At 47.5% G+C, this 25,367-nt stretch carries 19 protein-coding genes and 1 riboswitch; of the genes, 5 read left to right on the top strand and 14 right to left on the bottom strand.

The annotated features are described in order from the left end of the window. Positions 1 to 40: 40 nt before the first annotated feature. The gene (locus P3L47_RS15340) at positions 41 to 1,078 is read left to right on the top strand and encodes an iron ABC transporter permease (RefSeq protein WP_277781365.1); all 1,038 of its coding nucleotides are present in this window, start codon (positions 41 to 43) and stop codon (positions 1,076 to 1,078) included. A 2-nt stretch (positions 1,079 to 1,080) separates the two neighbouring features. Beyond that, a complete protein-coding gene (locus tag P3L47_RS15345; RefSeq protein ID WP_277783710.1) occupies positions 1,081 to 2,079 on the top strand; it encodes an ABC transporter ATP-binding protein in 999 nt (332 codons plus the stop codon). 149 nt (positions 2,080 to 2,228) lie between these two features. Here P3L47_RS15345 and P3L47_RS15350 read toward each other — a convergent pair whose 3' ends face one another. Then, positions 2,229 to 3,137, bottom strand: a complete 909-nt coding sequence (locus P3L47_RS15350; RefSeq protein ID WP_277781366.1) for an Rpn family recombination-promoting nuclease/putative transposase — start codon at positions 3,135 to 3,137, stop codon at positions 2,229 to 2,231. Positions 3,138 to 3,269: 132 nt separating this feature from the next. On the opposite strand from P3L47_RS15350, the gene P3L47_RS15355 reads away from it, so the two are divergent. Further along, positions 3,270 to 3,947 (top strand): hypothetical protein, encoded by a 678-nt coding sequence (locus P3L47_RS15355; RefSeq protein WP_122362951.1) that lies wholly within the window; start codon positions 3,270 to 3,272, stop codon positions 3,945 to 3,947. A gap of 49 nt (positions 3,948 to 3,996) precedes the next feature. Here the strand turns inward: P3L47_RS15355 and P3L47_RS15360 are convergent, their stop codons facing one another. The 8 genes from P3L47_RS15360 to P3L47_RS15395 all read right to left on the bottom strand — a co-directional run bounded on the left by P3L47_RS15360 (position 3,997) and on the right by P3L47_RS15395 (position 14,235). Then, positions 3,997 to 4,275, bottom strand: a complete 279-nt coding sequence (locus P3L47_RS15360) for an HU family DNA-binding protein (RefSeq protein ID WP_075557690.1) — start codon at positions 4,273 to 4,275, stop codon at positions 3,997 to 3,999. Positions 4,276 to 4,309: 34 nt separating this feature from the next. Further along, positions 4,310 to 6,595 (bottom strand): FISUMP domain-containing protein, encoded by a 2,286-nt coding sequence (locus P3L47_RS15365; protein WP_277781367.1) that lies wholly within the window; start codon positions 6,593 to 6,595, stop codon positions 4,310 to 4,312. Positions 6,596 to 6,767: 172 nt separating this feature from the next. Beyond that, complete coding sequence (locus tag P3L47_RS15370) at positions 6,768 to 8,468, bottom strand: Lcl domain-containing protein (protein WP_277781368.1); 1,701 nt, start codon at positions 8,466 to 8,468, stop codon at positions 6,768 to 6,770. 136 nt (positions 8,469 to 8,604) lie between these two features. Then, positions 8,605 to 9,384, bottom strand: a complete 780-nt coding sequence (locus P3L47_RS15375; protein ID WP_277781369.1) for a DNA-binding domain-containing protein — start codon at positions 9,382 to 9,384, stop codon at positions 8,605 to 8,607. Positions 9,385 to 9,402: 18 nt separating this feature from the next. Next, positions 9,403 to 10,356, bottom strand: coding sequence for a FimB/Mfa2 family fimbrial subunit (locus P3L47_RS15380; RefSeq protein ID WP_277781370.1), 954 nt, complete (start codon positions 10,354 to 10,356; stop codon positions 9,403 to 9,405). Continuing rightward, entirely contained in the window at positions 10,349 to 11,872 is a 1,524-nt protein-coding gene (locus P3L47_RS15385) for a DUF3868 domain-containing protein (RefSeq protein WP_277781371.1), read from the bottom strand. Before P3L47_RS15385 ends, P3L47_RS15380 begins: the two co-directional genes overlap by 8 nt. A 15-nt stretch (positions 11,873 to 11,887) precedes the next feature. Then, positions 11,888 to 12,448, bottom strand: a complete 561-nt coding sequence (locus tag P3L47_RS15390; protein WP_277781372.1) for a DUF3575 domain-containing protein — start codon at positions 12,446 to 12,448, stop codon at positions 11,888 to 11,890. 509 nt (positions 12,449 to 12,957) lie between these two features. Further along, entirely contained in the window at positions 12,958 to 14,235 is a 1,278-nt protein-coding gene (locus tag P3L47_RS15395; RefSeq protein WP_277781373.1) for a site-specific integrase, read from the bottom strand. Positions 14,236 to 14,327: 92 nt separating this feature from the next. Here P3L47_RS15395 and P3L47_RS15400 point away from each other — a divergent pair, with 92 nt between their 5' ends. After that, positions 14,328 to 15,884, top strand: coding sequence for an ATP-binding protein (locus P3L47_RS15400; protein ID WP_277783711.1), 1,557 nt, complete (start codon positions 14,328 to 14,330; stop codon positions 15,882 to 15,884). Here the strand turns inward: P3L47_RS15400 and cbiD are convergent. The 5 genes from cbiD to P3L47_RS15425 all read right to left on the bottom strand — a co-directional run bounded on the left by cbiD (position 15,871) and on the right by P3L47_RS15425 (position 23,213). After that, positions 15,871 to 17,712: a cobalt-precorrin-5B (C(1))-methyltransferase CbiD gene (cbiD, locus tag P3L47_RS15405; protein WP_277781374.1), complete on the bottom strand. Its 1,842-nt coding sequence runs from the start codon at positions 17,710 to 17,712 to the stop codon at positions 15,871 to 15,873. The genes P3L47_RS15400 and cbiD overlap by 14 nt on opposite strands. A gap of 17 nt (positions 17,713 to 17,729) precedes the next feature. After that, entirely contained in the window at positions 17,730 to 19,574 is a 1,845-nt protein-coding gene (gene cobM, locus P3L47_RS15410) for a precorrin-4 C(11)-methyltransferase (RefSeq protein WP_277781375.1), read from the bottom strand. A gap of 7 nt (positions 19,575 to 19,581) precedes the next feature. Further along, on the bottom strand, positions 19,582 to 20,790 hold the full coding sequence (gene cbiE, locus P3L47_RS15415; protein WP_122362939.1) for a precorrin-6y C5,15-methyltransferase (decarboxylating) subunit CbiE: 1,209 nt from the start codon (positions 20,788 to 20,790) through the stop codon (positions 19,582 to 19,584). After that, positions 20,787 to 22,199, bottom strand: a complete 1,413-nt coding sequence (gene cobJ / locus P3L47_RS15420; protein WP_277781376.1) for a precorrin-3B C(17)-methyltransferase — start codon at positions 22,197 to 22,199, stop codon at positions 20,787 to 20,789. The genes cbiE and cobJ overlap by 4 nt, the downstream gene beginning before the upstream one ends. 99 nt (positions 22,200 to 22,298) lie before the next feature. After that, positions 22,299 to 23,213, bottom strand: a complete 915-nt coding sequence (locus P3L47_RS15425) for a sirohydrochlorin cobaltochelatase (RefSeq protein WP_277781377.1) — start codon at positions 23,211 to 23,213, stop codon at positions 22,299 to 22,301. 93 nt (positions 23,214 to 23,306) lie between these two features. Further along, a riboswitch (cobalamin riboswitch) is annotated at positions 23,307 to 23,502 on the bottom strand. 143 nt (positions 23,503 to 23,645) lie between these two features. Here P3L47_RS15425 and aspT point away from each other — a divergent pair. Beyond that, complete coding sequence (gene aspT, locus P3L47_RS15430; RefSeq protein ID WP_122362937.1) at positions 23,646 to 25,343, top strand: aspartate-alanine antiporter; 1,698 nt, start codon at positions 23,646 to 23,648, stop codon at positions 25,341 to 25,343. Positions 25,344 to 25,367: the final 24 nt, after the last annotated feature.

Below are 25,367 nucleotides of genomic sequence, written 5' to 3' on the forward strand. Positions count from 1 at the left end.
CATGCGACGTGAGCAAAAGAACGATTAAAATAACAATAGAATGAAATACTCAAACTCTCTTCTGATGTTTCTGATCTTTGTCTCCATCGTGGTTCTGCTGTTTCTGAACCTGGTGCTGGGATCGGTATCCATTCCCTTCCATTCGGTTTGGAATATCATCTGCGGCAATGGTGACGAACCGGTCACCTGGCAGAATATTATTTGGAAATCACGTTTCCCGCAGGCTTTGACGGCTTTGGTTGCCGGAGCCGGATTGGCAATCAGCGGGCTTCAGATGCAAACCGTATTCCGTAACCCTTTGGCGGGACCTTCTGTGTTGGGGATTAGCTCCGGTGCAAGTATGGGAGTCGCCTTCGTTGTCTTACTGAGCGGAAGCCTGGGTGGCGTGGCGTTGAGTAAGCTGGGCTTTATGGGGGAGATTGCCTTATCTATTGCGGCCATAGTCGGTTCCTTATCTGTCATGGCACTGATCGTTTATGTCTCGCAGAAGGTAAAAGGGAATGTGACGCTATTGATTATCGGAGTGATGATCGGCTATGTGGCAAATGCTGTGATAGGTGTGTTGAAATTCTTTAGTGTGGAAGAAGATATCCGTGCTTATGTAATCTGGGGGCTGGGAAGTTTCTCACGTGTCTCCGGTAATCAGATGATGCTTTTCGTGGCGATTATGGCTATCCTGATCCCCCTTTCGTTCCTATTAATAAAGACATTAAACCTGATGCTTCTCGGCGACGGTTATGCCCGTAACCTGGGACTGAATATCAAACGGGCACGCCTACTCGTTATCACCTCTGCCGGTGTATTGACTGCTATCGTGACCGCTTACTGTGGTCCGATCGTCTTTCTGGGACTTGCTGTTCCTCACCTTTGCCGTGCCATTTTCCAGACATCCGATCATCGCATATTGATGCCCGGTGTCTTATTTGTGGGGGCAGCCCTGGCATTGGCTTGTAACCTGATTGCACGTATGCCGGGATTCGAGGGAGCTTTGCCGGTCAACTCGGTAACCGCATTGGTCGGTGCTCCGGTCGTTGCTTCCGTATTATTCCGCAGACGTAAAAACGAACTGAACGAATGAGTATGAAAGAGGCAACTATTCAGATAAACGATCTCTCTATCGGCTATCATTCCAAGAATGATACAAAGCTGGTAGCTAGCCATATAACGACAACAATCTACAGTGGCGAATTAACCTGCCTATTGGGAGCCAATGGCGTCGGGAAGTCTACTTTATTACGTACCCTGTCCGCTTTCCAGCCTCGTATATCCGGCGAAATAGCACTACTGTCCCGCGATATACAGGACTATAGTGACAAGGAGCTTAGCACTATAGTGGGAGTGGTACTGACAGATAAGTGTGAGATCCGTAACATGACTGTCCGGGAACTGATCGGGATGGGACGTAGTCCGTACACCGGCTTTTGGGGACGGTTAGGGAAAGAAGACAAGCAGATCGTAGAAGAATCTATCTCCCTGGTCCGTATCGAGAACCTTGCTTCGCGCATGGTGCACACCCTTTCTGATGGCGAGCGGCAGAAGGTTATGATCGCCAAAGCGCTGGCGCAGGAGACACCTGTCATCTTTCTCGATGAACCGACGGCTTTTCTCGATTTCCCCAGCAAAGTCGAGATCATGCAATTGTTGCATAGTCTTACCCGTTCCACCAATAAAACGATTTTCCTTTCCACTCACGATCTCGAACTCGCCCTTCAGATAGCTGATAAGATCTGGCTGATGGATAGGGAGAAAGGGATCAGTACCGGTACGCCCGAAGACCTGGCATTGAGTGGTTCTCTGAGCGGTTTCTTTGCCCGTAAAGGGATTATCTTCGATATGGAAACCGGATTGTTCCGTATCGACAACCAATACGATAAGAAAATCCGTCTTGTCGGTGACGGCCAGAAATATGCAATGGTGCGTAAGGCTCTTTTGCGAAACGGCATTTATGCCGGTTCTGAAATAGAATCGGAGAGCTGGATCGATGTCGGTGATGCCGCAACATCTGCCATCACCCTTTATTTTTCGAACGGGCAGCAGCGACAGGTTGCTTCCATCGAAGAATTATTGTTATCTCTGTAATCTGCATGCCATTGTGTATCATTATGTAAATAGCTCAATTATTTCCAGAGATGAACGTTCGTTATTATCTCCGAATAACAAAACAAGCCCGGCCATTTTTCGGCTGAGCTTGTTTCGTTATATGATTATATTCTTCTTAATGCCAGCTTTTATAGCGCATTAACTGTCTTTTCATCCAATCCGGTGCACTCCATAATGGAAGCTAGGTCTATACCTTTCTTTTTCAAATTAGCAGCTACAAAAAGTAAGCTTTCCGCTTTGCCTTTTGCTTCACCTTCTGCTAGTCCTTCCGCTTTGCCTTCTGCTAGTCCTTCCGCTAGTCCTTCTGCTTTGCCTTCCGCTAATCCTTTTCGGATGGCGCTGTTGTAAATTGTTTTTTCTACGCTAATGCCATCCCAGAAATGTTCGTAGCCGGCCAACTGCTCTTCGGTAAAGGCAGATTCTTCCAGTTCGTTCAGTGCTTTGCTTATCTCCGGATTGGAAAGCAATTCTTCCGGAACCTTACGCGTATTCTCGTTGATCTCCGTCAGGTAACGAAGCCAGAGCACCTGCATTTTTTTCTCAGCATAATTATGCGGAGTGAATTTGGGAAGCTCTACAAAAATGAGCTGAAGTCCGTCGATCACCTTGTCGCTGTGCTCTACATGCACCAGTTCATAATGGTGATAATAGCCTTCCAGTTCCGGTTCAAAGATATCGTTCACCAGGTTAAGCGAATAGATAGGTTGTAGCAGTTCATACGTTTCCCCTTTATCCAGCTGTCGGACATAAGCCTTGGAGGCATTGAATAATACACGTTGATAAAATTCAGGAGACCATAACATCTGCATCTCGACCAAAAATTGACGGCCTTTCTTGTCCTTGCAGCGGACATCGACAATGCTGTATTTACGTAAAGGATTTTCCGGCACCATTTCGGAAGTTAAATACTCGATTTCGGTTATCTCTTCGCCGTTTTTCAAAGGCAACAATGCATTAAGCAGGCTCATTACCAGATCGGGATGCTCGCCGAATACCCGCTTGAATGTCAAATCAGCTTTTGGATTTAGATACTTCATAGTTATAAAGTTTTATATATTCATTGGCAAATGTAGTGATTATTTTATGATAGACAAAGGGTTATTATGTTAACAGGATAAACTTTTTTCATCTCGTTTGTTATATAGAGGTAATTCAAAATATTAAACGTCATGAAAAAGTATTTCTTGTTTGCCTTTCTCGTCTCTGCATGGGTATTTACCTCCTGTGATAATGATGACGCTCCCGATATCGATGCGGATGTTCCCTTTTATCAGAATCTGGGTGTCGCTTACGATGTGACCAATAATACGACGCGTGTCGGAGCTAATTTCAATAAACTGGATAGTGCCGGCATCAATATCAGACTGAACGGTCCGGCTTCCATTACAATCAATGGTAAAACTCCGGACTTTGACAATGTAGGTACTTATTTTTATACTTATTCATTCCCAGGATTGGATGATATGACTTTTGTCTTTACGCGGGCAAAAGACAGTATCTATACAAATGTCGCTTCCATAAACGATGTGAAGCCGATCGCTATCCCCGAGTCTTTTACTTCAGCTAAAATAACAGGTACGACTACGCTTACCTGGGAGGGAGATCCGGTAGGAAAGGATGAACTGGTCGAAGTGCGGGTCACTTACGCCGGAGGATCATATAACGTGTTTAACCGTACTGAAGGCAGCAAATCCATCAACATCAATTTCGGTAATTCCTCTTTACCAGCTAAAGGTGCCCTGTCGCTCAGCCGTGCAAAAACTCATCCTTTGCAGGAGAGTAACGGAAATGCCGGGGGGCAGCTGAATGTTTCCTATATTCAAAGCAAGGAGATTACGCTGGAATAAAAATAATGAGGGCAAGACATCAATAGGTCTCGCCCTCATTTCTACAAGGTTACTTTTTGTTCAGACATTGTAATAAAAACTTTCCCGGTTTGAACTTGACGCTAACGCGTGAAGGGATCATGCAGGATTTGCCGGTTCGTGGATTGCGGCCCAATCGTTCTGTCTGTTGCCAGCAGGCAAAGGAGCCGAATCCCTGAAGTACGATATTATTCCCCTGACTCAGGTTGTCCCTGATTACCTCCTGCCACGTATTGATTATATGGAGGCTTTCGGTCTGTGTACAACCGAGCCGGGAGGATAACTCTTTAACCATATCTGCTTTATTCATATCAAATTTGTTTTTGTTAGTAATGACCGAACGGTTATTCCTGGATACAGCGCACCGAGAAGGCAGAGGTTGCCGAGTTTGAGTGCCAACCGAGGGGCTTGCTGTTATTATTGACGGTTACGTAATTGACTTCTTGGCTGGTAGCTAAAGATTGCCAGTAATAGCCATAGGTTCCCTGCATATCGGATTGTCCGTTATAGCACTCGCGACAGCCCGCGGCAGGCAAGATAAGGTTCTTTCCGTTTTCTTTTCCAGGAATGATTATGCGATTATTTACATCATCCCAGGTCGCACCGGATGGATTTGAATCGGATGATACACCTAAATCTTTCCATTCAGAATCAGTCGGAACACGCCAGCCTGCAGGACAAGGATCGTGAGCTCCCTTAACAGGATTGGCATTATCCTTTCCATTGTTGGCGTTCCAGAGTTGTAGGTACCAGGAATCTTCTACATATTTTCCTTGTTCTGGTGGATTTGGCTGACCGTCACCATTGATCTGCAACCAGTTGTTGTGTAGAGTACCGTCACCATTGATGAACTTTCCATTCCATTTACTCATATCAGCAAGATCTTCCCTTGTCGGGTGACCTAGATCTCCGAGATTGGCCTCTTCGGTACAAATCGCTGCATTGTTTGTCGCATTCAGCCCTTGCGAACGTCCCCATTGGAATAGTTTACCTGCATCATCTGTGATGTCTGTATTTTCATCTCTGATCGCTTTATTCTTTATTGTAATTGCCCCTACATTAATGGGCGCCCAATACCTGTTCTCCTTCATTTTTACGGCTGCAAAGCGTACTGTTTGTCCGGCATTCGGATCCAAATAAGTCACCATTGAAGCTCCTCGGTAGATTTCCAGTTTCATTTGTTCCTCTGCTGTATCTCCCCATTTGACAGTGATGTAGCCGATGTGGACTTCATGCGGTCTTTGATCCGTATCTATGCTGCTGTTTGCTGCGATGGTGATTGTTTTTGTATCATCGGTAGCAGTAGCCCTTGTGACAGGAGCGATCGTGATCCAGTTGTTATTGCCGTCACCATAGGTCGGCTCGTATTCGGGAGTGGTTTCGATGGTGACCGGCTTGTTGTTGATATGGGAGACTGTCAGGGTGAATGTACCGCCGTCCACATCTACACGTATTTTGTCGTCTCCGACTTCTGCTACATCGGCACTGTCTGCGGTGAATGTTATCGGTAATACCGGTGGTTCCGGCTTAACGATGATACCACCGCTGCTTGTCCAGTCTTCGATTTCGAAGGCGGCTGCCATTGTGGTGCTGGTTACGTCGATGATGCGCAGTTTGTAGCGGTTGTTGCGTAGGATGGCGATGTCGGCCGTGGTGCCCGTAGCACCGTCCGTCTTTTGAAGGGGGACGGTATAGGTAGCCGGTTTGTCGCTGTTGGTTACCGGGTCGTGATATGTCCCTTTGATAATCAGGCTGGTCTTGTCGGTGTCGAGCGTGGGATAGGTGTAGATGGCACTTTCTGTTACTCCTGTATTGGCATTCGCTAAGGCGGTGTAATCCACCTCTTTGTATTCCATCAGAAGGGGAGAGGTTCCCAGATCTGCTTCGACTATCGGTGTCAGTGTGCCGCTACTCCAAAGTGTACCCGTCTTGCGTCCCTGTTTGAGGGCGATAGACTGGATGGTCAGGTTGGAGGTGCGTGCGGTGTTGTCGATATCGAAACGGGCAACGACACGTTTCAGTTCGATCTTCACGTTCGAGACGGTTCCCAACATTTTTGTTGCGCCGTTACCGGTCATTAATAATGACGGGTACAAAACCTTTTCTGCTGTAAGTGCCTTTGTGTACGATTGCAGGAAGGTTGCTTCGTCGGTGGCGGCATCAAAATTGTCGCTACTAGTGAATGGGGTAAGTGTCAGTGCGGTCGCTCCGTTTTCCTGATAGAGATCGTCTTCGCGGTTTGCCACGAGGAAGAGTTTCAGATAAGGGTAACCTGCTATTTCGGTCGGGAAGATGGAAGCGTTCCATTCGGAACCGGATGCTTGCAGGAGAAACTTATTCAGTACTTTGTCGTTTGCCGCAGCACTTTCCCATTTGTCGAGGTATCTGTATGTACCTGTCTGTGCGTCAGAGGCAAAGATATAGACGTCGAGGTTCTCTATCTTGTTTTCACTTTCTGAGGCGATGGCTTTTGTGTAGTCTACACCTTCGCCGTTGCCTGCGATAACCAACTGTATTTCGTTGGCTGCTCCTGTCAAGGATATTTCACCGTCGACGGGGTCGTTGTTGCATCCCGTACAGGCGATGGCGAGTGCCGGGAGCAGTAATATGTTCTTTAGTTTTATGTTCATTTTATTATGTGTTTATTCAGGTTCATTATACCTTTTATTACTTGTTAGACCAAAATCAACCCGCCTTACGACGGATATTAAGAAATAATCAACTCAATCAAATGGAACAACCGATTTCATTGTTACTATAATTATCCTTACGGCGGTCTTTGGGTTTTAAATTGATAAATTGTTAGATATCCCGGACACAGCGAACATAGTAACCGCTGCTCGTGCTGATGCCATCGAAATCGCCATAATAGAAGTGCAGTACGCAACGGTTGCCACTATTACCATTGTAGACCGAACTACTCCAGTACCAACTGCTGTCGAACGTAGCACAGCCATTATTCTGTAATGTTGTCTTATTATCATATATAGCCTTTAATTCAATCATAGTTGGCACACGCCAACCGGAACCTTTATCGCTACAATAACTTATAGCAGTAGCATAATTAGAATACGATCCCTTCTCTGTCTTCTCTACTTCTATAGAATACGTTTTACTCACAGTACAACTAGAAGATACACCATTCCTATCCGAACCTGTTGTACCAGTAGACGCACCTCCGTCGTAATTAAATGGAGGATACGCAGTAAGATTTGACTGAGCATTCTTATAAGCATCCGCTAAGTCCTGATTAACCGTAACAGAGAATGTTACTGTCGGCGGTACCGTCGGTTCAAACCCGTCGAGTTCATCGCCTGCATCCGACCAGTCGGCCACGGTGAGGTCGAAGTCGATATGATAATCGTCTGCTTTCGATATGGTAATCGTGTAACGATGATTCGGGTTCACTTCGATATGGGAGCCAGTGCCGTTTACTTCCTGTTTGAAAGGGATTTGGTAAGAGACTGTTTTTTCGGGGTCTGTTTCGTTCATCCTGTATGTTCCTTCGAGTATGATATATCCGTTGTCCGCCTGTGGGCTGGGATAGGAGTAGAAAGCGGAAGCGGTAACACCTGCATTGGCATTCGTCTGGCCGGTGAAAGTACGTGCCGGTAGTGTGATAAGGTCTACCGGGTCTGCCGGAGTTGTACCGAACGGCTTAGCCGGGAAGAAAGTCGTTCCGCGACGTGCGTTTCCCATCGAAATACCGGTGATGGTGAATCGGCTGTCAGTAGCGTTGTTTATGACATCGAAACGGGCGACGGTGCGCGTCAGTTTGAAACCAGCCTGCAAGCGTGAAAAAGACTCGAAGTCTGTCAGGTCGAGCGGGATGGTGTAGGCTCCCGACATAGGGAGGGGGGATTCCAAGACATCGGCAGGTGTGGCAGCGTCGAGCAAGAGGCTGTGGAATGTCAGAAACTGTGTTTCGGTAGGAACACCTGGGGTCTGAACGGTTGTACCCGCCTGTCCCGGAGTGGTGAGGGATAGCGGTTTGAAGTCGCCGTCCTGCATCACTTTTCCTGTTCCGACCTCTGTATCTTTACCGATTAATCCGGAGGGGTCTACCAATTCCGGTTGGTTTGCTACTGCATATAGTTTTACGAAGAGTCCTTTTTGCAGTTTGAGGCTGACGGAAGCTTCTTTGCCGTCGCCTGGCTGTTCGAGGTCGATAGGTGTCGCTGTTGCGGGCAGGTCTGCCGGGTCTTCGCGATAGGCGAAACGTTCCTGCAGGGTGTAGGTGCCGTCTTCCGTGTCTGATCCGAATGCGTAGACATCGAGTGAGGCGATCTTGTTTTCCTCTACTGTGGCGATTTCGCCTGCTTTCGTCCCTTTGGCCAACGATAACTGGTTTCTGAGAGTGACAACGACCTCCCTTCGGGTCGGGTCGTCCCCGTCAGACGGGGATGAAGGGTTATCCAACCCTTCGTGCGTTTCGCTTGTACAAGCGACTCCTGTCAACAGGATCGCTGTCGAGAGGAGGAATTGTTTTAATACTAGTTTCATTTTATATTAATTGACATGGTTAATAATCGCTATTGTGCATGGTGCTTATCGAAGGCTTCGATGTTCCCGTATCGATGGTATCGATAAACGTTTATCTACCGGGTCGATATGGACGTATCGAAGCCTCCGATGAAAATCATTCGATCACCGGACGATCGTCTTCGCCGGAATCACCACCGGATCCTACTGTCAGGAGCTTTTTGTATTCAATGGTACGGGGCTCCTTCAATAGCTGTTTGTTGGTACTGAACTGTGTCACGATGCGTAGGGTGTAGTTGCCGTCGGCCAGAGCCGGAACGCGGGCTATCAGCTTGCTGGGGTCATTTTGGGTGAGGCGGCGCGCTACTTTGGTCGTAGTGCCGTCTTCGGCAACAAAAAAGACACCGGCCACGGCATCGTCGCCGGCAATTTTAATGCTGTTGCCTGCGATCATGATATCGTCGTTCGGGGTGATCGCACCGTTGGTCGCACCGGTCAACGTATCGGTGACAAGACCGATACCGGCTGTCTCGCCTTTGGCTCCCAGGTTGATCGTTTTCACTTTTGCCAGGGCTTCGCGTACGGATTTTGTCAGAATGATGTCGAATGTCAGTTTGTGAATAGCCGGGTCGAACGGGGCTTCCGGACTGTCGAACGCACCTGTGATGCGCGGGATAAACTGGCAGAGGTCTGTCATCACACTATTGCCGTTCAATAACGCTTCGAGGATGATCTCGTTGCTTTGTGAGGTGACCGAAAGGAGCGTCGCATACTTGAGCTCGGAGCCGGTATGCTTGATTTCCTTGGCAATGTCGTCATTGCGCAACGTTTTCGGGCCGGATTTCACTTCGGCAACACAGTCTTCCGTGTTGTCCTTTGTCAATGGGTTGTCACGCAGTGTGAATTCCCAGTAATGGTCTTTTTCGTAATTGTCCATAATGTTTTATTTATTTGTTTATCCGATAACGCCCCCTTCGCTCCAGTCGGAAGCGGATGCGAAAGTGACGGTTATTTTGTCTTTATAAATGCTGATCAGTATGTCGAATTCCTGCTTGATGTTCCGGTTCATATCCATCGGTAGCGAACTGAAAAACTTATGCAGGTCGAGTTCTTTGACGATCTGCTTTCCGTTGCGCCAAAGGCTCCATAACTGGTGGGTGCTGCCGGTGTAGCGGAAGGTGGTGAACTGTCCTTCCACTTCCTGGTCGTAGGTCATTGCCGCCTTTGTCTCGTGATTGACCAGCGTGTTGTTGCTGATGCCGGGAATGGCGTAGACCCCGTCGCCCGAAGGGAGATCCGTTTCCCAGCCTTTGATGAAATCGTAGCGCGCGGGGATATCTTTCAGTTGCATCCGGTAGGTTCCTCCGGCTTCGGGCCGTTCTTCATCTTCCATCCAGCGGACGGTGACAGAGAGAAGGGCATGAGCATGGGAGAGATAGACACGTTGCCGGCAGGGGAGCCCGCCTTCTACGGTAAAGGTGGCAGTGCCATAGTACAGACGACCTACGTTTCCACGGAATCCGGGAGGTACGCCAGCCTGTTCGGCACTGAGCCGAAGAGAGCCTAGCTGCGAATTGCCTGTTGTCTCGATGTCGCTGTTTTCCATATTTCCCCAGGCCGTTACCGTGTAGTCGCCGGCGGGTAGTTTGGCTTCCCATGCGGTCAGGCTGTCGCCGCGCAGCATATTGGTGTCGAGCAAACGGCCTTCGGCATCGAAAAGATATTGCCGGAGGTTGTTGGCATAATGCGGAAGCTGATTGTCGGAGCTATTGCCGGCATACCAATATTCGATATGGGTGCGGTCGGGACAAATGCATAATTCGTCGTCGAAGGCACAGGAGTCGAGTACCATCAGCATGAGATGGCATACTATACAGAGCGAATATGTTTTTGGGTTCGTCTTATTCATGTCCGGTATCCGATTCTCCGTTTTCAATCTTTTGTAAATTCGCCCTTGCTTTTAGCGGTTCTACGCCTATCGCTTTGCGGAACCAGACGGCTGCTCCTTCCGGATCGCCTTCCAGCAGGGTCAGTACGCCCATATTGTTCCAGGCACGGGGATCGTCTTCCACTTTGCTCAGATAGTTCCATGCCGCTTTCAGGTCACCATCCAGCATTACGGCGGAGGCTGCGTTGACATTGGCTACCACATCCTGCGGGAAATGGAAGGCTGCTATTTCGTACACTTCCCTGTACTGCACGGTGCCGGGACGATAGTAGCGTGCCACTTCGTACATTTCTTCGAGACTGAGCAGTTCGGGATGCGAATAGATCAGCGTGGCGGCATCTTTTGTCTCCACCCGTGCCACATGATAATCTACAGCTACTTCGAGGCGGCGCAGGAGGGGGAAGAGGTCGTGGCAGAGCTTCTTATATACGTTGCCCGGCAATTCCATCAGTTGTTTTTCCCGCCCTTCGAATATGCCGTTCTGCCGGATCGTTTGCAGTACTTCCTGCTTATAAGGCGGATCGACTTGTTCGAGCAGTACGACCAGACCGTCCCAGTCTTCGGCTACCGACGAGACGTTGAAGAGCTTCCGAGGAAGCCGGTAGGTGCTTCTTATATAATGGGTGAAATATTGCGAACGGTTGGACGAAAGCTCTTCGTTGTGTTTATAGGGGCCGTCGGGCGAGGCGTATCCGCATATATCGATCTGTTCGATCTTTGTATAGCCGCTTTCCAGTACGGGAGTCAGCAGGCTGTCCATCTTGCCCAGTTCCTTGCGGTTGTTTTTGAAGTCGGGGAGGATCTCGAATTTGCCTAACGGATAATCTATATATAAGGTTGCTTTTCCGGAACGTTGCTTGCCGTCTTTTTCCGGCAGTGGGGTAAGGAAAGAGACCATAGGTATGCAACTTGCCAGCATTTCACCGGAAAGGGCAACCGTCGTGTGACCCGGTTTTCGTGTTTGGTGCGGAGCCGCGGAAGGTGCAGGAATGTCCGGGGAGGGGATGTTGCTCAGGGCGAGATTGTCTGTCAGTGTATCCGTCCCCAGCAACCGGAGGTCGCAGCAGTCTTTGATTTCTTGTTGAAGCAAGAGGGAGGCATGAGCCATCCATGAGGTGTAAGGAATAGATACTGTATAATCTATCAGTTTCGACTTGTTCCCCCGGAGAATGCGGTAAGGAGCAGGAGCGGCTTTTCCCGATAAAGCCTGTTCGCGTTGGTCGTAGCGGTAGCGTTTTGCTCCGCTGACAACGACCGGAGGCAACGGCAACTGATGGGTCTTATCTGTCAATACCGGTGTGAAAGTCAGTGCCGTCAGACTGCCGGTCTTTATATTGTTCAAGTCCATCGAGAGGACAAGATGCAGGCTGTCGTTGTGAACGCTGATTTCCTGCGGAATAATGCGGAACTCCTGTCCACCGGCTTTATCTGGTAGGAGAAGGAGTAACGTTAGTATATATACTAATAGATGTTTCATAAGCTCGTTGTTGTATTAGCGTAGGAAGTAAATAATGGAAAGTCCTGCCCGTGTGGGGCCGATGTAACTGCGCGTATAGAAGCCGATCGGTTCGGCGCATTCAACGCATTTGTAGCGGGTATATTCCATCCGGGCATAGCCGGCTCCGATGGTAGCCTCCAATCCCCAATGACGTCCGATAGCCCAGTGATAGCCGTAGGATAGTCCGCCTCCGTAGAGGGTGCCGCATAGTTCGTGTTGTTCCAGGTTGGGGATAAAAGGGATTTGTCCGATATTGAAATGACCGTAATGACCGTGCAGGCCGATAAAGTGTCCTTCGAATTTGCGACAGAACCAGTAGCGCATTTCCGGTTGAGCCAGGTAGAAATTAAGATGCATTTTATTATTGAACTTCCAGGGATTGTAGGCTCCCCATATATCGACAGAGAACTTCTTTCCGATGCCGATCTCTACACCGGCATTAGGGCTTGCCGTTGCCAGAAACAATACATTCGTTTTCAGTGCAACCTGCTGTCCGGATATGCTGACAGTGAACGGGAGTAATAATAGTAGCAGTAAGGAGAACTGTTTATACATGTTGTTTTCTTGCTTTATGTCCGTTCTGTCTCTTGGTAAGAGACGGAACGAAGAAAGCAGGAGGTGTGTGATGCTTTGACTATATGGGGAGATTTTTATAAAGGAAAAGTGGTTTATAAGCTACGGTGAAACAAAATGGTAAACAAAAAGTGTATAAATAAGTACTGGTTGCGATTGACGCTTTTTAGTAAGGCTTAAAAATCAACCGGAGTTGGCCTTCTTCCCGTAAGAAAAGTGAAGATTTGAAAGAGTAAAAACATAAAACAATTTGTAAACAGTTAAATTACAGTAGTTTAAATGATGGGTGACTAGTTGAAATCAGGATATTGGAGAATGTAAGGAAAGATTTTACTGAATGGTTCCTTCCCTTAAAATATGTATTCATATTGGCATCCGTATGAATATTAAGGCTCCTTTGTGCAAAAAATGGATAAAAAACTAGAGTATATCAAAAAAGGTTATTACATTTGTGACGTTTTAACAGATACTATATCTATCCGTTCCGTCTCTTACCAAGAGACAGAATACCCATCTGAATATCTAAAGGCATTCATATTACTTTTGTGTTTATACTTCATTTTACCGTATATTACCACATCATTCGCGTGATCCATTCGCGGGTTATCGAGTAGACCGATATAGATAAGCGTCACTTTCGTGGAAGAATGCCCCAGCCCTTTAGAAATAAGTTCTATCGGAACTCCCTTTTGATTGGCAATGCTGGCCCAGGTGTGACGGGCTACATAGGTCGTGAGATTTTCCACGCCTACCAGTTCCCCCAGTTTTTTAAGCTGTTTGTTTTGTAGCCGGAGGGCACTTTCATAATTGATATAAGTGGCATCATCGCTGAGTATGGGGAATAGTCTCCGGCGACTGTTGGAGGCATAACGTTTTATGATTGCGATCATTTCCGGAAGCAGACGTATCTTTAATTCCTGTCCGGTTTTCTGCCGCTTATAGGTCAATGTATCCCCTTTTATGTTTTCCTTTTTGAGGTGGGCGAGGTCGATATACGACATGCCCCGTGCATAGTAGGAAAAGAGAAACATATCGCGGGCGAATTTCAGGGCGGGCGACTGTAATTCCTTGTCGGTAAGTTTGGCCAGCCGTATGATCACCTTTTCTTCTACGGCACGTTTGGCGGTCTTCTCCACCCGGGTATTGACCTTTGTGAAAGGGGAGGAGGCGTTGGGGATAAGTCCGGTTTTGACCGCCTTGTTCCAGCAGGATTGTGTGATACGGAGATAGAAGGAGACGGTATTGGGGGCGAGTCCTTTTTCGATAAGCCAGGTTTCCAGCTGTTTCACTTTCGTTTCGTCGATATCGTCCAGCCGTATGTCTTTCCCTTCCGAAAAGAGAGTAAGCGTATTGAGCGTACTGCGGTAATGATGCGAAGTGGCTTTCTTTCCCTCCCGGGCGAATTGCTCGCTGAGTTGTTCCATAAAGGAATACAGGGACCTCTTATCTTCGTTTTCCTTGCAGGCCGACAGCAGGTTGGCAACCGACAGGGTGTTGTTCCTCTCCAGAAAACGAATGAGATTGAAGAGGTACTGCTGCCGTTCTTTTATTTGGGTATCTAATGAATACAGGTGCAACACTTGTTCCGGCAGAGTGCCGGGAGGTATGCGGATACATCCTTCTTGTTCGTCCCATTCGTTGTCGGACAGTTTGATCCCCAAAGGTATGCGCGCCACTTTGCGGCAATAGATGATTTGCAGGTAAACGGGCATAGGGTGAGCCGGTTTCGCAGACTTCTTTCGTTTGATCTTTACTGAAATTTTATTCATAACAAGTTCTTTTATAATAAATATAAAGGTAACGCCTTTATTATTTCTATCTTTGTATCTGTACTTTTAAAATGCGCGGATATATGGAAACAATGTATACCAGAAAATACCCGATAGGGATACAGGATTTCGAGAAAATCAGAAAAGAAGGTTATCTGTATATAGATAAGACCGAATTGATGTATCGATTGGTAAAAACCGGTAGCTACTATTTCCTGAGCCGCCCCCGCCGTTTTGGCAAAAGTCTCCTGATCTCCACATTAGAAGCTTATTTTAAAGGTAAAAAAGAACTTTTTGAAGGACTGGCTGTTGAACAATTGGAAAAAGATTGGCTGACCTATCCGGTGTTTCATCTCGATTTGAATGCTGCAAAATACGATCAGGTAAACGATTTGGACGACATGCTGAACCGTAGGTTATCTGCCTGGGAGGAATTATATGGTTCCGATCCGGCAGAAAAAAGCCTGGCTTTACGCTTTGCCGGTGTCATTGAACGAGCCAGCATGCAGGCAGGACGCCGTGTAGTCATCCTGGTTGACGAATATGACAAACCTATGTTGCAGGCCATTGACAATGAGGAGTTGCAAAACGAATACCGCAATACCCTGAAAGCCTTTTACGGTGTGATGAAGAGTATGGACAGGTATATCCAGTTTGCTTTCCTCACAGGTGTAACCAAGTTCGGCAAAGTAAGTGTGTTCAGCGATCTGAATAATTTGGATGATATATCAATGTGGAAGCCTTATGTTTCCATCTGTGGTATAAACGAAGAGGAGTTGCATCGTGATTTTGAAGAAGATATCCAGGCACTGGCTTCCGCGCTCGATATAACGTATGAAGAAACTTGTACGGAACTGGAGGCTTCTTATGACGGCTATCACTTCGTTGAAAATTCTGTGGGTATTTACAATCCATTCAGCTTACTGAATACATTGTCAAAGAAGAAATTCGGTAGCTACTGGTTCGAAACCGGAACTCCAACCTATTTGGTGAAGTTGTTGCAAAAATCAAACTACGACCTTTACCGGATGGCACATACCGAGACCGATGCCGATGTACTGAACAGCATCGATGCCATTTCGAGAAATCCCATACCGGTAATCTATCAAAGCGGTTACCTGACGATCAAGGGATACGACAAGACCTTTGGCCTTTATCGTCTGGGCTTTCCCAATAAAGAGGTAGAAGAAGGGTTTGTCAAATATCTTCTTCCTTATTATACTCCGGTGAGCAAAGTCGATACTACTTTCCAAATTAAGAAGTTTGCCCAGGAAGTTTACGAAGGCAATTACGATGCCTTTTTCCGGCGACTGCAAAGTTTCTTTGCCGATACACCTTATGAATTGGTTCGTGATCTGGAGCTACATTACCAAAATGTGCTCTTTATTGTTTTTAAGTTGTTGGGCTTCTATGTAAAAGCGGAATACCATACCTCCGAGGGCCGTGTAGATTTGATCTTGCAGACCGACCGTTTCATTTATGTCATGGAATTCAAACTCGACGGCACAGCAGAAGAGGCATTGCAACAAATTGACGACAAAGGCTATGCCCTTCCGTTCGCATCCGACCCGCGTACGTTGTTCCGCATCGGAGTGAATTTCAATGCAAAGACTCGTATCATCGAAAAGTGGTTGGTTATTTCCAAATAACTCCTTTTTCCGTTATCAATAAGATAGATAATTCTCCTTTAGGCAGGAGTGGGGTGCAATGTTCATGGCATCTTTTCAATAAGAGATTGAAGAATGCTTCTTGTTCTTCTGCAGGAAGCAATTGCCATAGTTCGCGGGCTAACGTGATGGTGTCGATCTTTTGGATTGTGTCTTCGGCACAGCCTGCCTGATGCGCCAAATCTTTCAGGAAGTCTTTATTCATCACTACCTTTTTACTGTGCGTATCGAGGAAGCCTTCGGCCAGTTTGACTGCTTTACCGATCATGATACCCATAACTACCTGGGGGAAGTCGAGCGATGAGGCTATCTTTAGGGTTTCGCCGATAAAGTTTCCGTAATGAACGAATGCCTGTGGAGGTAGTTCGGGGTAACGGGCTTTCAGATACCGTTCGCTTTTAGCACCGGAGTTTATTATGAGTGTCGTGCAACCGATAGCTTTGGCAACCTCCGCTTCTTTACGGATAGAGGCGATAAAAGCATCGGTCGAGAAAGGGCGTACGATGCCCGATGTCCCGATAATGGAGATGCCGCCGACGATACCTAGTTTCGGGTTGAATGTTCTTGCTGCCAACTCTTCACCTCCGGGAACGGAGATAGTGACTGTCAGTCCGCAGACTTCTGTCGTTTTTGCATTATGGGGAATAGATTGCCGGTATTCTTCTAAAACGGCAGTCAACTCTTCCGTCATCATCTTGCGGGGTGTTGTGTTGATAGCAGGACCACCGACTTCCAGTCCCAAGCCAGGTAATGTTACCGTGCCGACTCCCGTGCCTGCAATAAAACGGATGGGAGCAGAGGCGGGTTCTTTCGAGAGAGTTACCTTCGTTACGATTTTAGAGCCGTTGGTCACGTCCGGGTCGTCCCCTGCATCTTTGATGACTGAGCAGATGGCACTGTCGCTTTCCCATTCGGTTTCTGCGACAGGTAAAGTGATCAATTCGCCTGATGGCAAAGTGATGGAGGATTGGGTTTGTTTCTCCTTATTGAGCAGTGCAATTAGTGCCGCTTTGGCAGCTGCTGTGGCACAAGCTCCGGTCGTGTAGCCATGATGCAAAGGGAAGAATTCCGGCAATAGCCGTTCTATTTGCTTGCGCAATCCGTCTTCTCCGTAAACAAAGTAGAATGTTTCGGGAAGTGCCGGACGTTTAACGACAAATACCGGGATCGAACGCTTACGGGCGGCAGTTACTTTTTCCGTGAAATAACCGGTTTGTCCGCTTTCTTTGGTGATAATGGCATCCGGCTGTAGCCGATCCATCCATTCGCCGGCATCATCTTCTTCCTGATAGAAAAGCAAATGCTCTGACGGAAATCCTTGCTTCATGGCAATGGCGAGCGATTCTTCCCGTTCGAGTATACGGAACCATGTGGGATATTTTTCCCACCAGGGACGAAGAGGGGCAATTGTGTTGACTCCGGTTAGTGCAAGTAAATTGTGTGTACCCTGTTCGTCCAATTTACGGATTGCATCGGCATAGTCGTTACACCATATCAATTCCGGGTCGCGCGGCGGATAACGCCGTTCGTAGCGGATAACCGGCAGTTGGAGGGAGGTAGAAACTTCTGCCACTGTCCGATGCAGGGCTGTGGCAAAAGGATGGGCGGCATCGATCAGCAGGCGGATACCTTTTTCACGGCAGAAGATTTCCATACTAGCCGTGTCCATGCCTCCGGTCAGCCGGATACCGTGTGCGCATTCTATCTCCTGAAGCGATCCTTTGGTTGAATAATAATAAGGTCCGCTTCCTTCATCAGCGATGCGTACACTGGCACGTCCTTCCGTTGTCCCTCCTAATATCAGTATCATCGTTCTTTCTGATAATGTTATTTGCGGAACAGATGTTTGAACTCGTCGGCGTACAGACGCGATAAGCCTTCCCGGTTGTCGATCGCATCTCCGACTACCAATAAGGTCGTTAATGTCAGATGATTGTCCTTGACTATCTTTGCCAGGTCTTTCAATTCGCCCCGATAGATACGTTCGTCTTTCCAGGTCAGTTTGTAGCAGGCGGCAACGGGTGTGGTAGGCGCATAATGTTGAAGAAGTTCTTCCTGCACTTTATCCACAATCCCGGCACTGAGATAAATACACATCGTGCTTTGGCTGGCTGCTAGTTTGTGCAGTTGCTCTTTTTCCGGCATCGGTGTACGGCCTTCACCTCGGGTTAGAATAATGGTCTGTACCTTTTCCGGAATGGTAAACTGCGACTGTAAGGCGGCGGCAGCAGCCTGAAAAGAGGAAATCCCCGGTGTGATATGATAACTCATATTATATTGATCGAAGAAAGCCATCTGTTCCTGTATCGCTCCATAGATACAAGGATCACCGGTATGTAGTCGGACAATGAATTTGCCTTTGTCGTAAAACTCTTTCATCAGCATGAACTGCTCTTCCAGGTTCATGTCTGCCGAACTGCGTACAGTAGCTCCCGGTTTGGCACAGAAAGTAAGCTCTTTCGGAACCAGGCTTCCGGCATATAAGATCAGATCCGCCTTTTCCAGCATCCTACGGCCACGGATAGAGATCAGTTCCGGATCGCCGGGACCGGCACCGACTATCTCGATATGGCCTTGCCGCTGAACGGATTTATCCATTGCCACTGCGAATGTATAATCATTCTGTTCGCCTAACTGCCCTTTTTGTTTCTCCAGCAGCAGCAAACCTCCTCCTGCACTTTGTATGGCAGCAGCTTCAGCAACGCTTGACGACTGGGTCACCTCTTTTACTTTAGCGGAAGGATTCGGAACGGACAGTTTGTTCAAGACATCCGCCGGGTATGTCTTGAAAGGACAATCCATGATGCCGTATGCCAGCAGAGCGAGTATGGCTTCGTCCTTTTTCAGATCGATGGAAGAGAGGTCCACCAAGGATTCGGGACAGAGGTTGTTATCGATCAGCGTGGCGATGATATGCTGGTGCATTTCTATCGGATCGCCTTTCAGCCCTTTCCGGCAACCTATACCCAGATGCAATACTTTCGGGAAATAAGATACCATCTTAATCTCTGCCTCATAAATGAACGGTCCGACAGTAATCACCAGCTCGAACTGGTCGAGCGGAATGTCGGAGAATTTATTGAATATCTGAACGTGTTCAGGACAGCTTTGTTCGAGATATTCCGTTCCTTTATCGCGGACATTCAGTAACAGAGCTGTCGGCTTTTTATTGACGAAAGCAGCGATACAGGCATTCATTGCATTTTCATTGTCAGTCAGATCGTCGGCTACGACCGACCAGCCGAATTTCTCCGCCAGTGTATCGAGTGCCCATAGGCCGGTGTTGTCGCTTTGGGTGGTGACGATCGCGTTCCCTCCCAGTATCTGTGCTAGTTCTATGCTTAGTTCGTTTGCGCCTCCGATATGTCCGGATAAAACCGGAATGATATATTTGCCGGTACTGTCGATGCAAACCACGGCAGGATCGGTATGCTTATCCATTACATAAGGTGCAATGCAGCGTACACATATTCCCATTGCCCCGATAAAAATAATGGCATCCGACTGGAGGAACAGGTCTCCTACAATGGAATCGATAGACTCCATCACGACCGTTTCCTCTTGCGATTCTTTACTGTAGATAACCGCGTCGGGATATTGTTTCTTGATTTGTCGTGCCAGGGGCAGGCTGCTGACCGATACCACGACAATTGCTATAGATTTCTTATTCATAGTTTACTTATTTTGCTTCTTTGAAAGCCTTCAGTATGGTGATCGGATTATAATCGCCGATACTTACATCCAGCGGATCGTCCAGTTTTAATCCGGCTTCGCGGACGGCTTCGACAAACAGCTTTTCACTTTCTTCCGATACGGAGTTGAATACCAGCAGACCGTCGGGAGCCAGGTATCGGGCTACTTTCTGTACGATCTCTTTCAGTTTTCCGCCATGTCCTCCGATAAATACAGCATCGGGAGCATGCAGGTCGGAAACATCTTCCTCCATGAAGTCGCATATATGCACATCGATACCGGGTGCTCCCAGTTTGGAACTGTTTTTCTCCATCAGCGTCCAGCACTCCTTGCGTATTTCAAACGCGTGGATATGCAGATGCGGATACTGGCGTTTCGCTTCGATGGATACAGAGCCGGTGCAGAAACCGATGTCCCAGAAATGATCACACATAGGGAGCATCAAGGCACTCATATCGAGTACGCGGACAGGAGCTTTGGTGATCATCCGTTCCCGTCCGTCGAGCAGTTCGAACATCTTGTCGGGAATGCCCAAAGGACGATATGTGATGTCGTTATACATCCGTTGCAGGATTACGCAGTTCGGGCTGTCGATCGGATGTTCTTCCACTTCCGACAGAGCAAGCGAACGTGAGACGCGTTGCTTTTCCGGATTTCCCAGGTGTTCACCGATATACATTTTATATTGTGTGAAACCATATTTCAGCAAACGCATAGCAATGGCTGCCGGTGTATGTACGTGATCGGTCAGAATACCGATTTTGGCCCTGTTCTCTATCAACGCACGGTCCAGTTCATGCCACGGGCGACCGGTAAGGGAAACCATGCTCATGTCGTTGTAGGATATTTTCAGTTCATGTGAAAGCATTTGCAACGAGTTGAACGAGGGCAGGAGCGTTATTTCAGCATCCGGCATCCGTTTGAGGATCGTTGAGGCGAATCCGTAGAACAAAGGGTCGCCCGAAGCAAATACGACAATCTTCTGATGATATTCGTACTCGTTGAAAACATCGTCGAGCGGTGCTTTTATATCGATCCATACAGCATCTTCCGGCAGAAAAGGCTTCAGTATCTCATGATGTCTTTTTCCGCCTGAAAAATAGGTGTTGCCATTGATTATATCTACGATTTTATTACTCTTGCTGATGTAATTGGGGTCATCGGGGATGCCGATGACGATAAATTGAGTTCTCATACGTCTCTTCCTGGTTTTAAATGAATAGCATCGTTATAACAAAGTATAGAATTTACTAGTGTTGCGGCCAGATTACTTCCGCCTTTACGTCCTTCCACGATCAGTTTGGGAATGGAGGTAAACGGTTTCACCATATGTTTGGATTCCTGCACGTGCACGAAACCGACGGGGGCTGCGATAATTCCGGCAGGAGTTGCTTTCCCCTTGCGGATCAGGTCGCATAATTCCATCAGTGCCGTCGGTGCATTGCCGAAGACAAATAAAGCGTCCGGATGTTCGCTGACGGCGATCCGGATGCCGGCTTGTGTGCGGGTGATGCCTTTTTCAGAAGCAAGAGCAACAGTCTGCTCATCCTGCAGATAGCATTTCACCTCGATGCCCATACGCTGCAAAGCTCCTTTACGGATACCGGATGCTGCCATGGTAACGTCGGTGATGATGGTACGGACAGTGCCGGTGCTCAGTTTCTCATATAAAGAGGATACGGCATTATCATCGATTCGCAATATATTCTCCATATCGAAATCGGCTGTCGTATGGATCGCATGCAGCAATGCCCATTTTTTATCTAACGGAATATCTTTGTTTTTCAGTTCTTTCTCGATGGTGCGAAAACTGCGGATCATAATATCTTGTCCGATACCAGTTTCTGCTTTACCCATCTTGATTTCACCGTAATAGCCGCGTGGTGTAATCATCTTGTTGTCGAACCGGTAAGTTTGTGAGTTGCCGATCAGAACAACAGTGAACATATCTACTTGTTCCGGATCGAACTCTGCCAGGGTGGTGATCGTCACTTTCTGCTCTTCACGTCCTGCCTGGCGGACAAAACCGACAGGTGTCTGCGGATCGCGTTCCTGCAGGAAAAGTTCGATCAGACGATACAGCTGCCAGTAGCGACCTTCGCTTTTGGGATTGTAGATCGCTGTGATAAAGTCGGCCATCGCTGCCGCTTTGATACGCTTCTCTATCAGCTCCCAGGGAGTCATCAGGTCGGAGAGGGAGATCACACAGAAATCATGACCTACCGGAGCGCCCAGCAGGGAGGCTGCTTTCTGGAATGCACTGATACCGGGAAGAACTTCGATAGGGATGTTGCTTCCTTTTTCGCGCTGCATTTCATAAATAAGCGGAGCCATTCCGTAAATACCTGCATCACCGGAACTGATAACTGTTACTACTTTGCCTTCGGTTGCATAATTATATGCTTCTTCGGCACGTACTTTTTCCCGTTTCATTCCCGAATCGATGCAGATCGCATCAGGACGGATCGCTGATTCAATAAACTGGAAGTAATATTTATACCCAACGATAACATCCGACTGGCGGATGGCGGATAGAACTGCCGGTGTAATATCTGATTCGCTGCCGGGACCGATCCCGGCTACGATTATTTTTCCTGTGCTCATCTTTTAGCTTTGAGTTATTGATTCTGATTTCATCAGTACCAACAAAGATAATGTATTTTATTGGAATAATTGGATTGTCAGATGTTCTAAGTCTAAGTATTAATCTTTTTCTGCTGCGTACTTTTTCTTCTTACTGGTTATATCGATCATCTTATGTTTGGCTGCGAACCTGGCATGATCGATAAATATATCCTGGATTTCCGGATTTTGTCCCAGCCCCTGCATAAAGACAGATACCTGATAACCTTTGCCTTCCAGTTCCTCTTTCATATCACCGGCAATGTCGTTGTTGGCGTGGTCGCCGGCAACGAACATGAAAGGCATCAGTAATACTTTCTTTACGCTGCTTGCATCCAGTTTGGCAACCATATCGCCGAAAGAGGGATAACCTTCTACGGTTGTTACATGGTAATTAGTATATCCTTTGGACTGCAGCATGTAATCCATCATGGCATACTGTGCTGTGGCAGGTGTATAAGTACCATGTCCGACAAGAATTGTTGCGCCTTCTTTGGTTCCGTTCTTTGTAACGGCTGCTATTACATTTTCAAAGTCGTGGGGAGTATAAAGCAACGGGTTGCCGATGCGTATGTCTTTGAAGTTCTTTTCCAGCGGAGCAATGTCTTTACGAAGTGATTCCATTTCCACTCCTTCGATAATGTTGGTGGACTGGACAAGGATGTGTGTATATCCGTCTGCTTTCAGTTTTTCCAAGGCTTCGACCGGATTCAGCTTTTCGATGCCGCGTGCTTTCAGGCGGCGTGCAACGATACGGGAAGTATAGGCTTCGCGTACTTCCATATCCTGGAAGGCGGCTTTTGCTTTTTGGTTGATCGCGTCGATAGTGAGAGCGCGGGTGTTGTCGTACGTGGTACCGAAATGCACCATTAATAGGGCAGCTTTGTCGCCCGGTTGCATAGAAGCGAGCATGTCTGATGCCTCGAAGTTCTCGCCGTCGTGTGCCCAGCACATAGGTGTCAGCATACAAGCAATAAATAATAGTAAATGTTTCATATATAATAAATTAAGAGATAACGTACGAATGCGACAAATCACATACCGGCTGTCGGTAACCCTTTTCTTATCAGCCTCCTGACCCCGGGAGAATATGATATAATAACTTTGGCAGGTTTCCTGACTTGCCCGGAAAGCGACCTTCCCATCCTTTTGTCGGACAGTGGTGTAAGAATGCTTTCCTTTGTTGAGGGCTTCACAGTAGCGGGCACTGTTCCGGATTCTAACCGGATTCCCTTTTATACGAATAACGGAATGTTACCGTATCACCAAAGCGGAGACAAAGATAGAAATTTATTTAAAATAAGGTGGATTTTATGTTCTCTTAATTGAATCTTTTGGAACAACTTCCTTACAGATACTGTTCCATCTACCACAGTGAAAACCGGGCATATAATTATGCCTGTAATATTAACGCCAAACAATTAATATATGGAGTGGTTTGCAGATTTACTCAAACATTATCCGGAACTCGCCATCTTTTTGACGCTGGCATTGGGCTTCTGGATCGGTAAATTTAAAATAGGGAAATTTTCTTTGGGAACAGTAACCAGTGTTCTGCTGGTCGGAGTATTAATCGGGCAATTGCACATTGATATCGGTGCACCTATTAAATCGGTGTTCTTTCTTTTATTCCTGTTCGCTGTAGGTTACAGCGTAGGGCCACAGTTCTTTCGCGGACTGAAGAAGGAAGGACTTCCGCAGATGCTTTTTGCTGCCTTGATGTGTCTGTTCTGCTTGTTCATCCCTTTCCTTCTGGCCAAGCTGATGGGATATAATGCGGGTGAAGCTGCCGGATTGCTGGCCGGCTCGCAGACAATTTCAGCCGTATTGGGAGTTGCGGAAGATACAATCAATCAGGGCAGTCTGAGTGCTGCCGATAAAACGGCTATGATTAACGTGATGCCTGTCGCTTATGCCGTTTCGTATATTTTCGGTACGGCAGGTTCGGCGTGGATCATGAGTGATGTGGCACCCCGCCTGCTGGGCGGACTGGCATCCGTGAAGAAAGCATGTAAAGAGCTGGAAGCTAAAATGGGGAATGACGACGAGAGCGAACAACCGGGATTTATGCCTGCAGCACGTCCTATCACTTTCCGGGCTTATAAGATAAGCAACGACTGGTTTGGTGCAGGTAAGACCGTGCAGGAACTGGAAGATTACCTGGAAGAGCAGGGCCGTCGCTTATTTGTGGAGCGTGTCCGTATCAATAATGTCATTTATGACGTGAAACCGGACTTGATGCTTCAGAAAGGAAACGAGGTAGTCCTGAGCGGACGGCGGGAGTTCGTGATCGGTGAGGAAGATTGGATAGGTGACGAAGTGAACGATATCGATTTGCTGGACTTCCCTGCTGAGACATTGCCGGTATTGATCTCCCGTAAGAAATTTGCCGGTATGACGGTGGCACAGCTCCGTAAGGAAAAGGTGATGCATGGTGTCAGTATAAAGAATATCAAACGTGCCGGAATCAGTATTCCGGTATTGGCTGCGACCCGGATCGATCCGGGCGATATGCTCGAATTGGTCGGAACCAAGCTGGAGGTGAACGAGGCGGCTGCCACATTAGGTTATGCCGACCGTCCGACGAATCAGACGGATATGATCTTTGTCGGATTGGGTATCTTTATCGGTGGGATAATCGGTTCGCTGGCTATCCACTTCGGGGATATTCCTGTCAGTCTGAGTACGAGTGGAGGGGCATTGATTGCCGGCTTGGTGTTCGGATGGCTTCGTTCCAAACATCCTACATTCGGACGTATTCCGGAACCTTCACTTTGGGTATTGAATAATGTCGGGCTGAATATGTTCATTGCCGTCGTCGGGATTACGGCTGGTCCGAGTTTCGTGACCGGATTCAAAGAAGTAGGAGTGAGCCTGTTTGTTATCGGTGCCCTGGCTACGACTATTCCGCTGATAGCCGGTGTCCTGATGGGGCGTTATCTCTTTAAATTTCATCCCGCCATCACTCTCGGCTGTACTTCCGGTGCGCGTACTACGACTGCCGCTCTCGGAGCTGTGGAAGATGCGGTAGAGAGCCAGACACCTGCATTAGGTTATACAGTCACTTATGCAGTAGGTAATACTCTTTTGATTATTTGGGGAGTGGTTATCGTGCTGTTGATGTAAATCATAAACTATACATTATATAAT

The organism is Parabacteroides chongii, assembly GCF_029581355.1.
Lineage (GTDB): Bacteria > Bacteroidota > Bacteroidia > Bacteroidales > Tannerellaceae > Parabacteroides > Parabacteroides chongii.

Excerpts from the sequence above, each read along its gene's own strand:
- P3L47_RS15425 (WP_277781377.1), bottom strand. The coding sequence starts at position 23,213 with ATGAAACATTTACTATTATTTATTGCTTGTATGCTGACACCTATGTGC.
- P3L47_RS15395 (WP_277781373.1), bottom strand. The coding sequence starts at position 14,235 with ATGAATAAAATTTCAGTAAAGATCAAACGAAAGAAGTCTGCGAAACCG.
- cbiD (WP_277781374.1), bottom strand. The coding sequence starts at position 17,712 with ATGATACTGATATTAGGAGGGACAACGGAAGGACGTGCCAGTGTACGC.
- P3L47_RS15350 (WP_277781366.1), bottom strand. The coding sequence starts at position 3,137 with ATGAAGTATCTAAATCCAAAAGCTGATTTGACATTCAAGCGGGTATTC.
- P3L47_RS15365 (WP_277781367.1), bottom strand. The coding sequence starts at position 6,595 with ATGAACATAAAACTAAAGAACATATTACTGCTCCCGGCACTCGCCATC.
- P3L47_RS15400 (WP_277783711.1), top strand. The coding sequence starts at position 14,328 with ATGTATACCAGAAAATACCCGATAGGGATACAGGATTTCGAGAAAATC.
- P3L47_RS15385 (WP_277781371.1), bottom strand. The coding sequence starts at position 11,872 with ATGAAACATCTATTAGTATATATACTAACGTTACTCCTTCTCCTACCA.
- P3L47_RS15390 (WP_277781372.1), bottom strand. The coding sequence starts at position 12,448 with ATGTATAAACAGTTCTCCTTACTGCTACTATTATTACTCCCGTTCACT.
- P3L47_RS15355 (WP_122362951.1), top strand. The coding sequence starts at position 3,270 with ATGAAAAAGTATTTCTTGTTTGCCTTTCTCGTCTCTGCATGGGTATTT.
- P3L47_RS15345 (WP_277783710.1), top strand. The coding sequence starts at position 1,081 with ATGAAAGAGGCAACTATTCAGATAAACGATCTCTCTATCGGCTATCAT.
- P3L47_RS15370 (WP_277781368.1), bottom strand. The coding sequence starts at position 8,468 with ATGAAACTAGTATTAAAACAATTCCTCCTCTCGACAGCGATCCTGTTG.
- cobJ (WP_277781376.1), bottom strand. The coding sequence starts at position 22,199 with ATGAGCACAGGAAAAATAATCGTAGCCGGGATCGGTCCCGGCAGCGAA.
- cbiE (WP_122362939.1), bottom strand. The coding sequence starts at position 20,790 with ATGAGAACTCAATTTATCGTCATCGGCATCCCCGATGACCCCAATTAC.
- P3L47_RS15340 (WP_277781365.1), top strand. The coding sequence starts at position 41 with ATGAAATACTCAAACTCTCTTCTGATGTTTCTGATCTTTGTCTCCATC.
- aspT (WP_122362937.1), top strand. The coding sequence starts at position 23,646 with ATGGAGTGGTTTGCAGATTTACTCAAACATTATCCGGAACTCGCCATC.
- P3L47_RS15360 (WP_075557690.1), bottom strand. The coding sequence starts at position 4,275 with ATGAATAAAGCAGATATGGTTAAAGAGTTATCCTCCCGGCTCGGTTGT.
- cobM (WP_277781375.1), bottom strand. The coding sequence starts at position 19,574 with ATGAATAAGAAATCTATAGCAATTGTCGTGGTATCGGTCAGCAGCCTG.
- P3L47_RS15380 (WP_277781370.1), bottom strand. The coding sequence starts at position 10,356 with ATGAATAAGACGAACCCAAAAACATATTCGCTCTGTATAGTATGCCAT.
- P3L47_RS15375 (WP_277781369.1), bottom strand. The coding sequence starts at position 9,384 with ATGGACAATTACGAAAAAGACCATTACTGGGAATTCACACTGCGTGAC.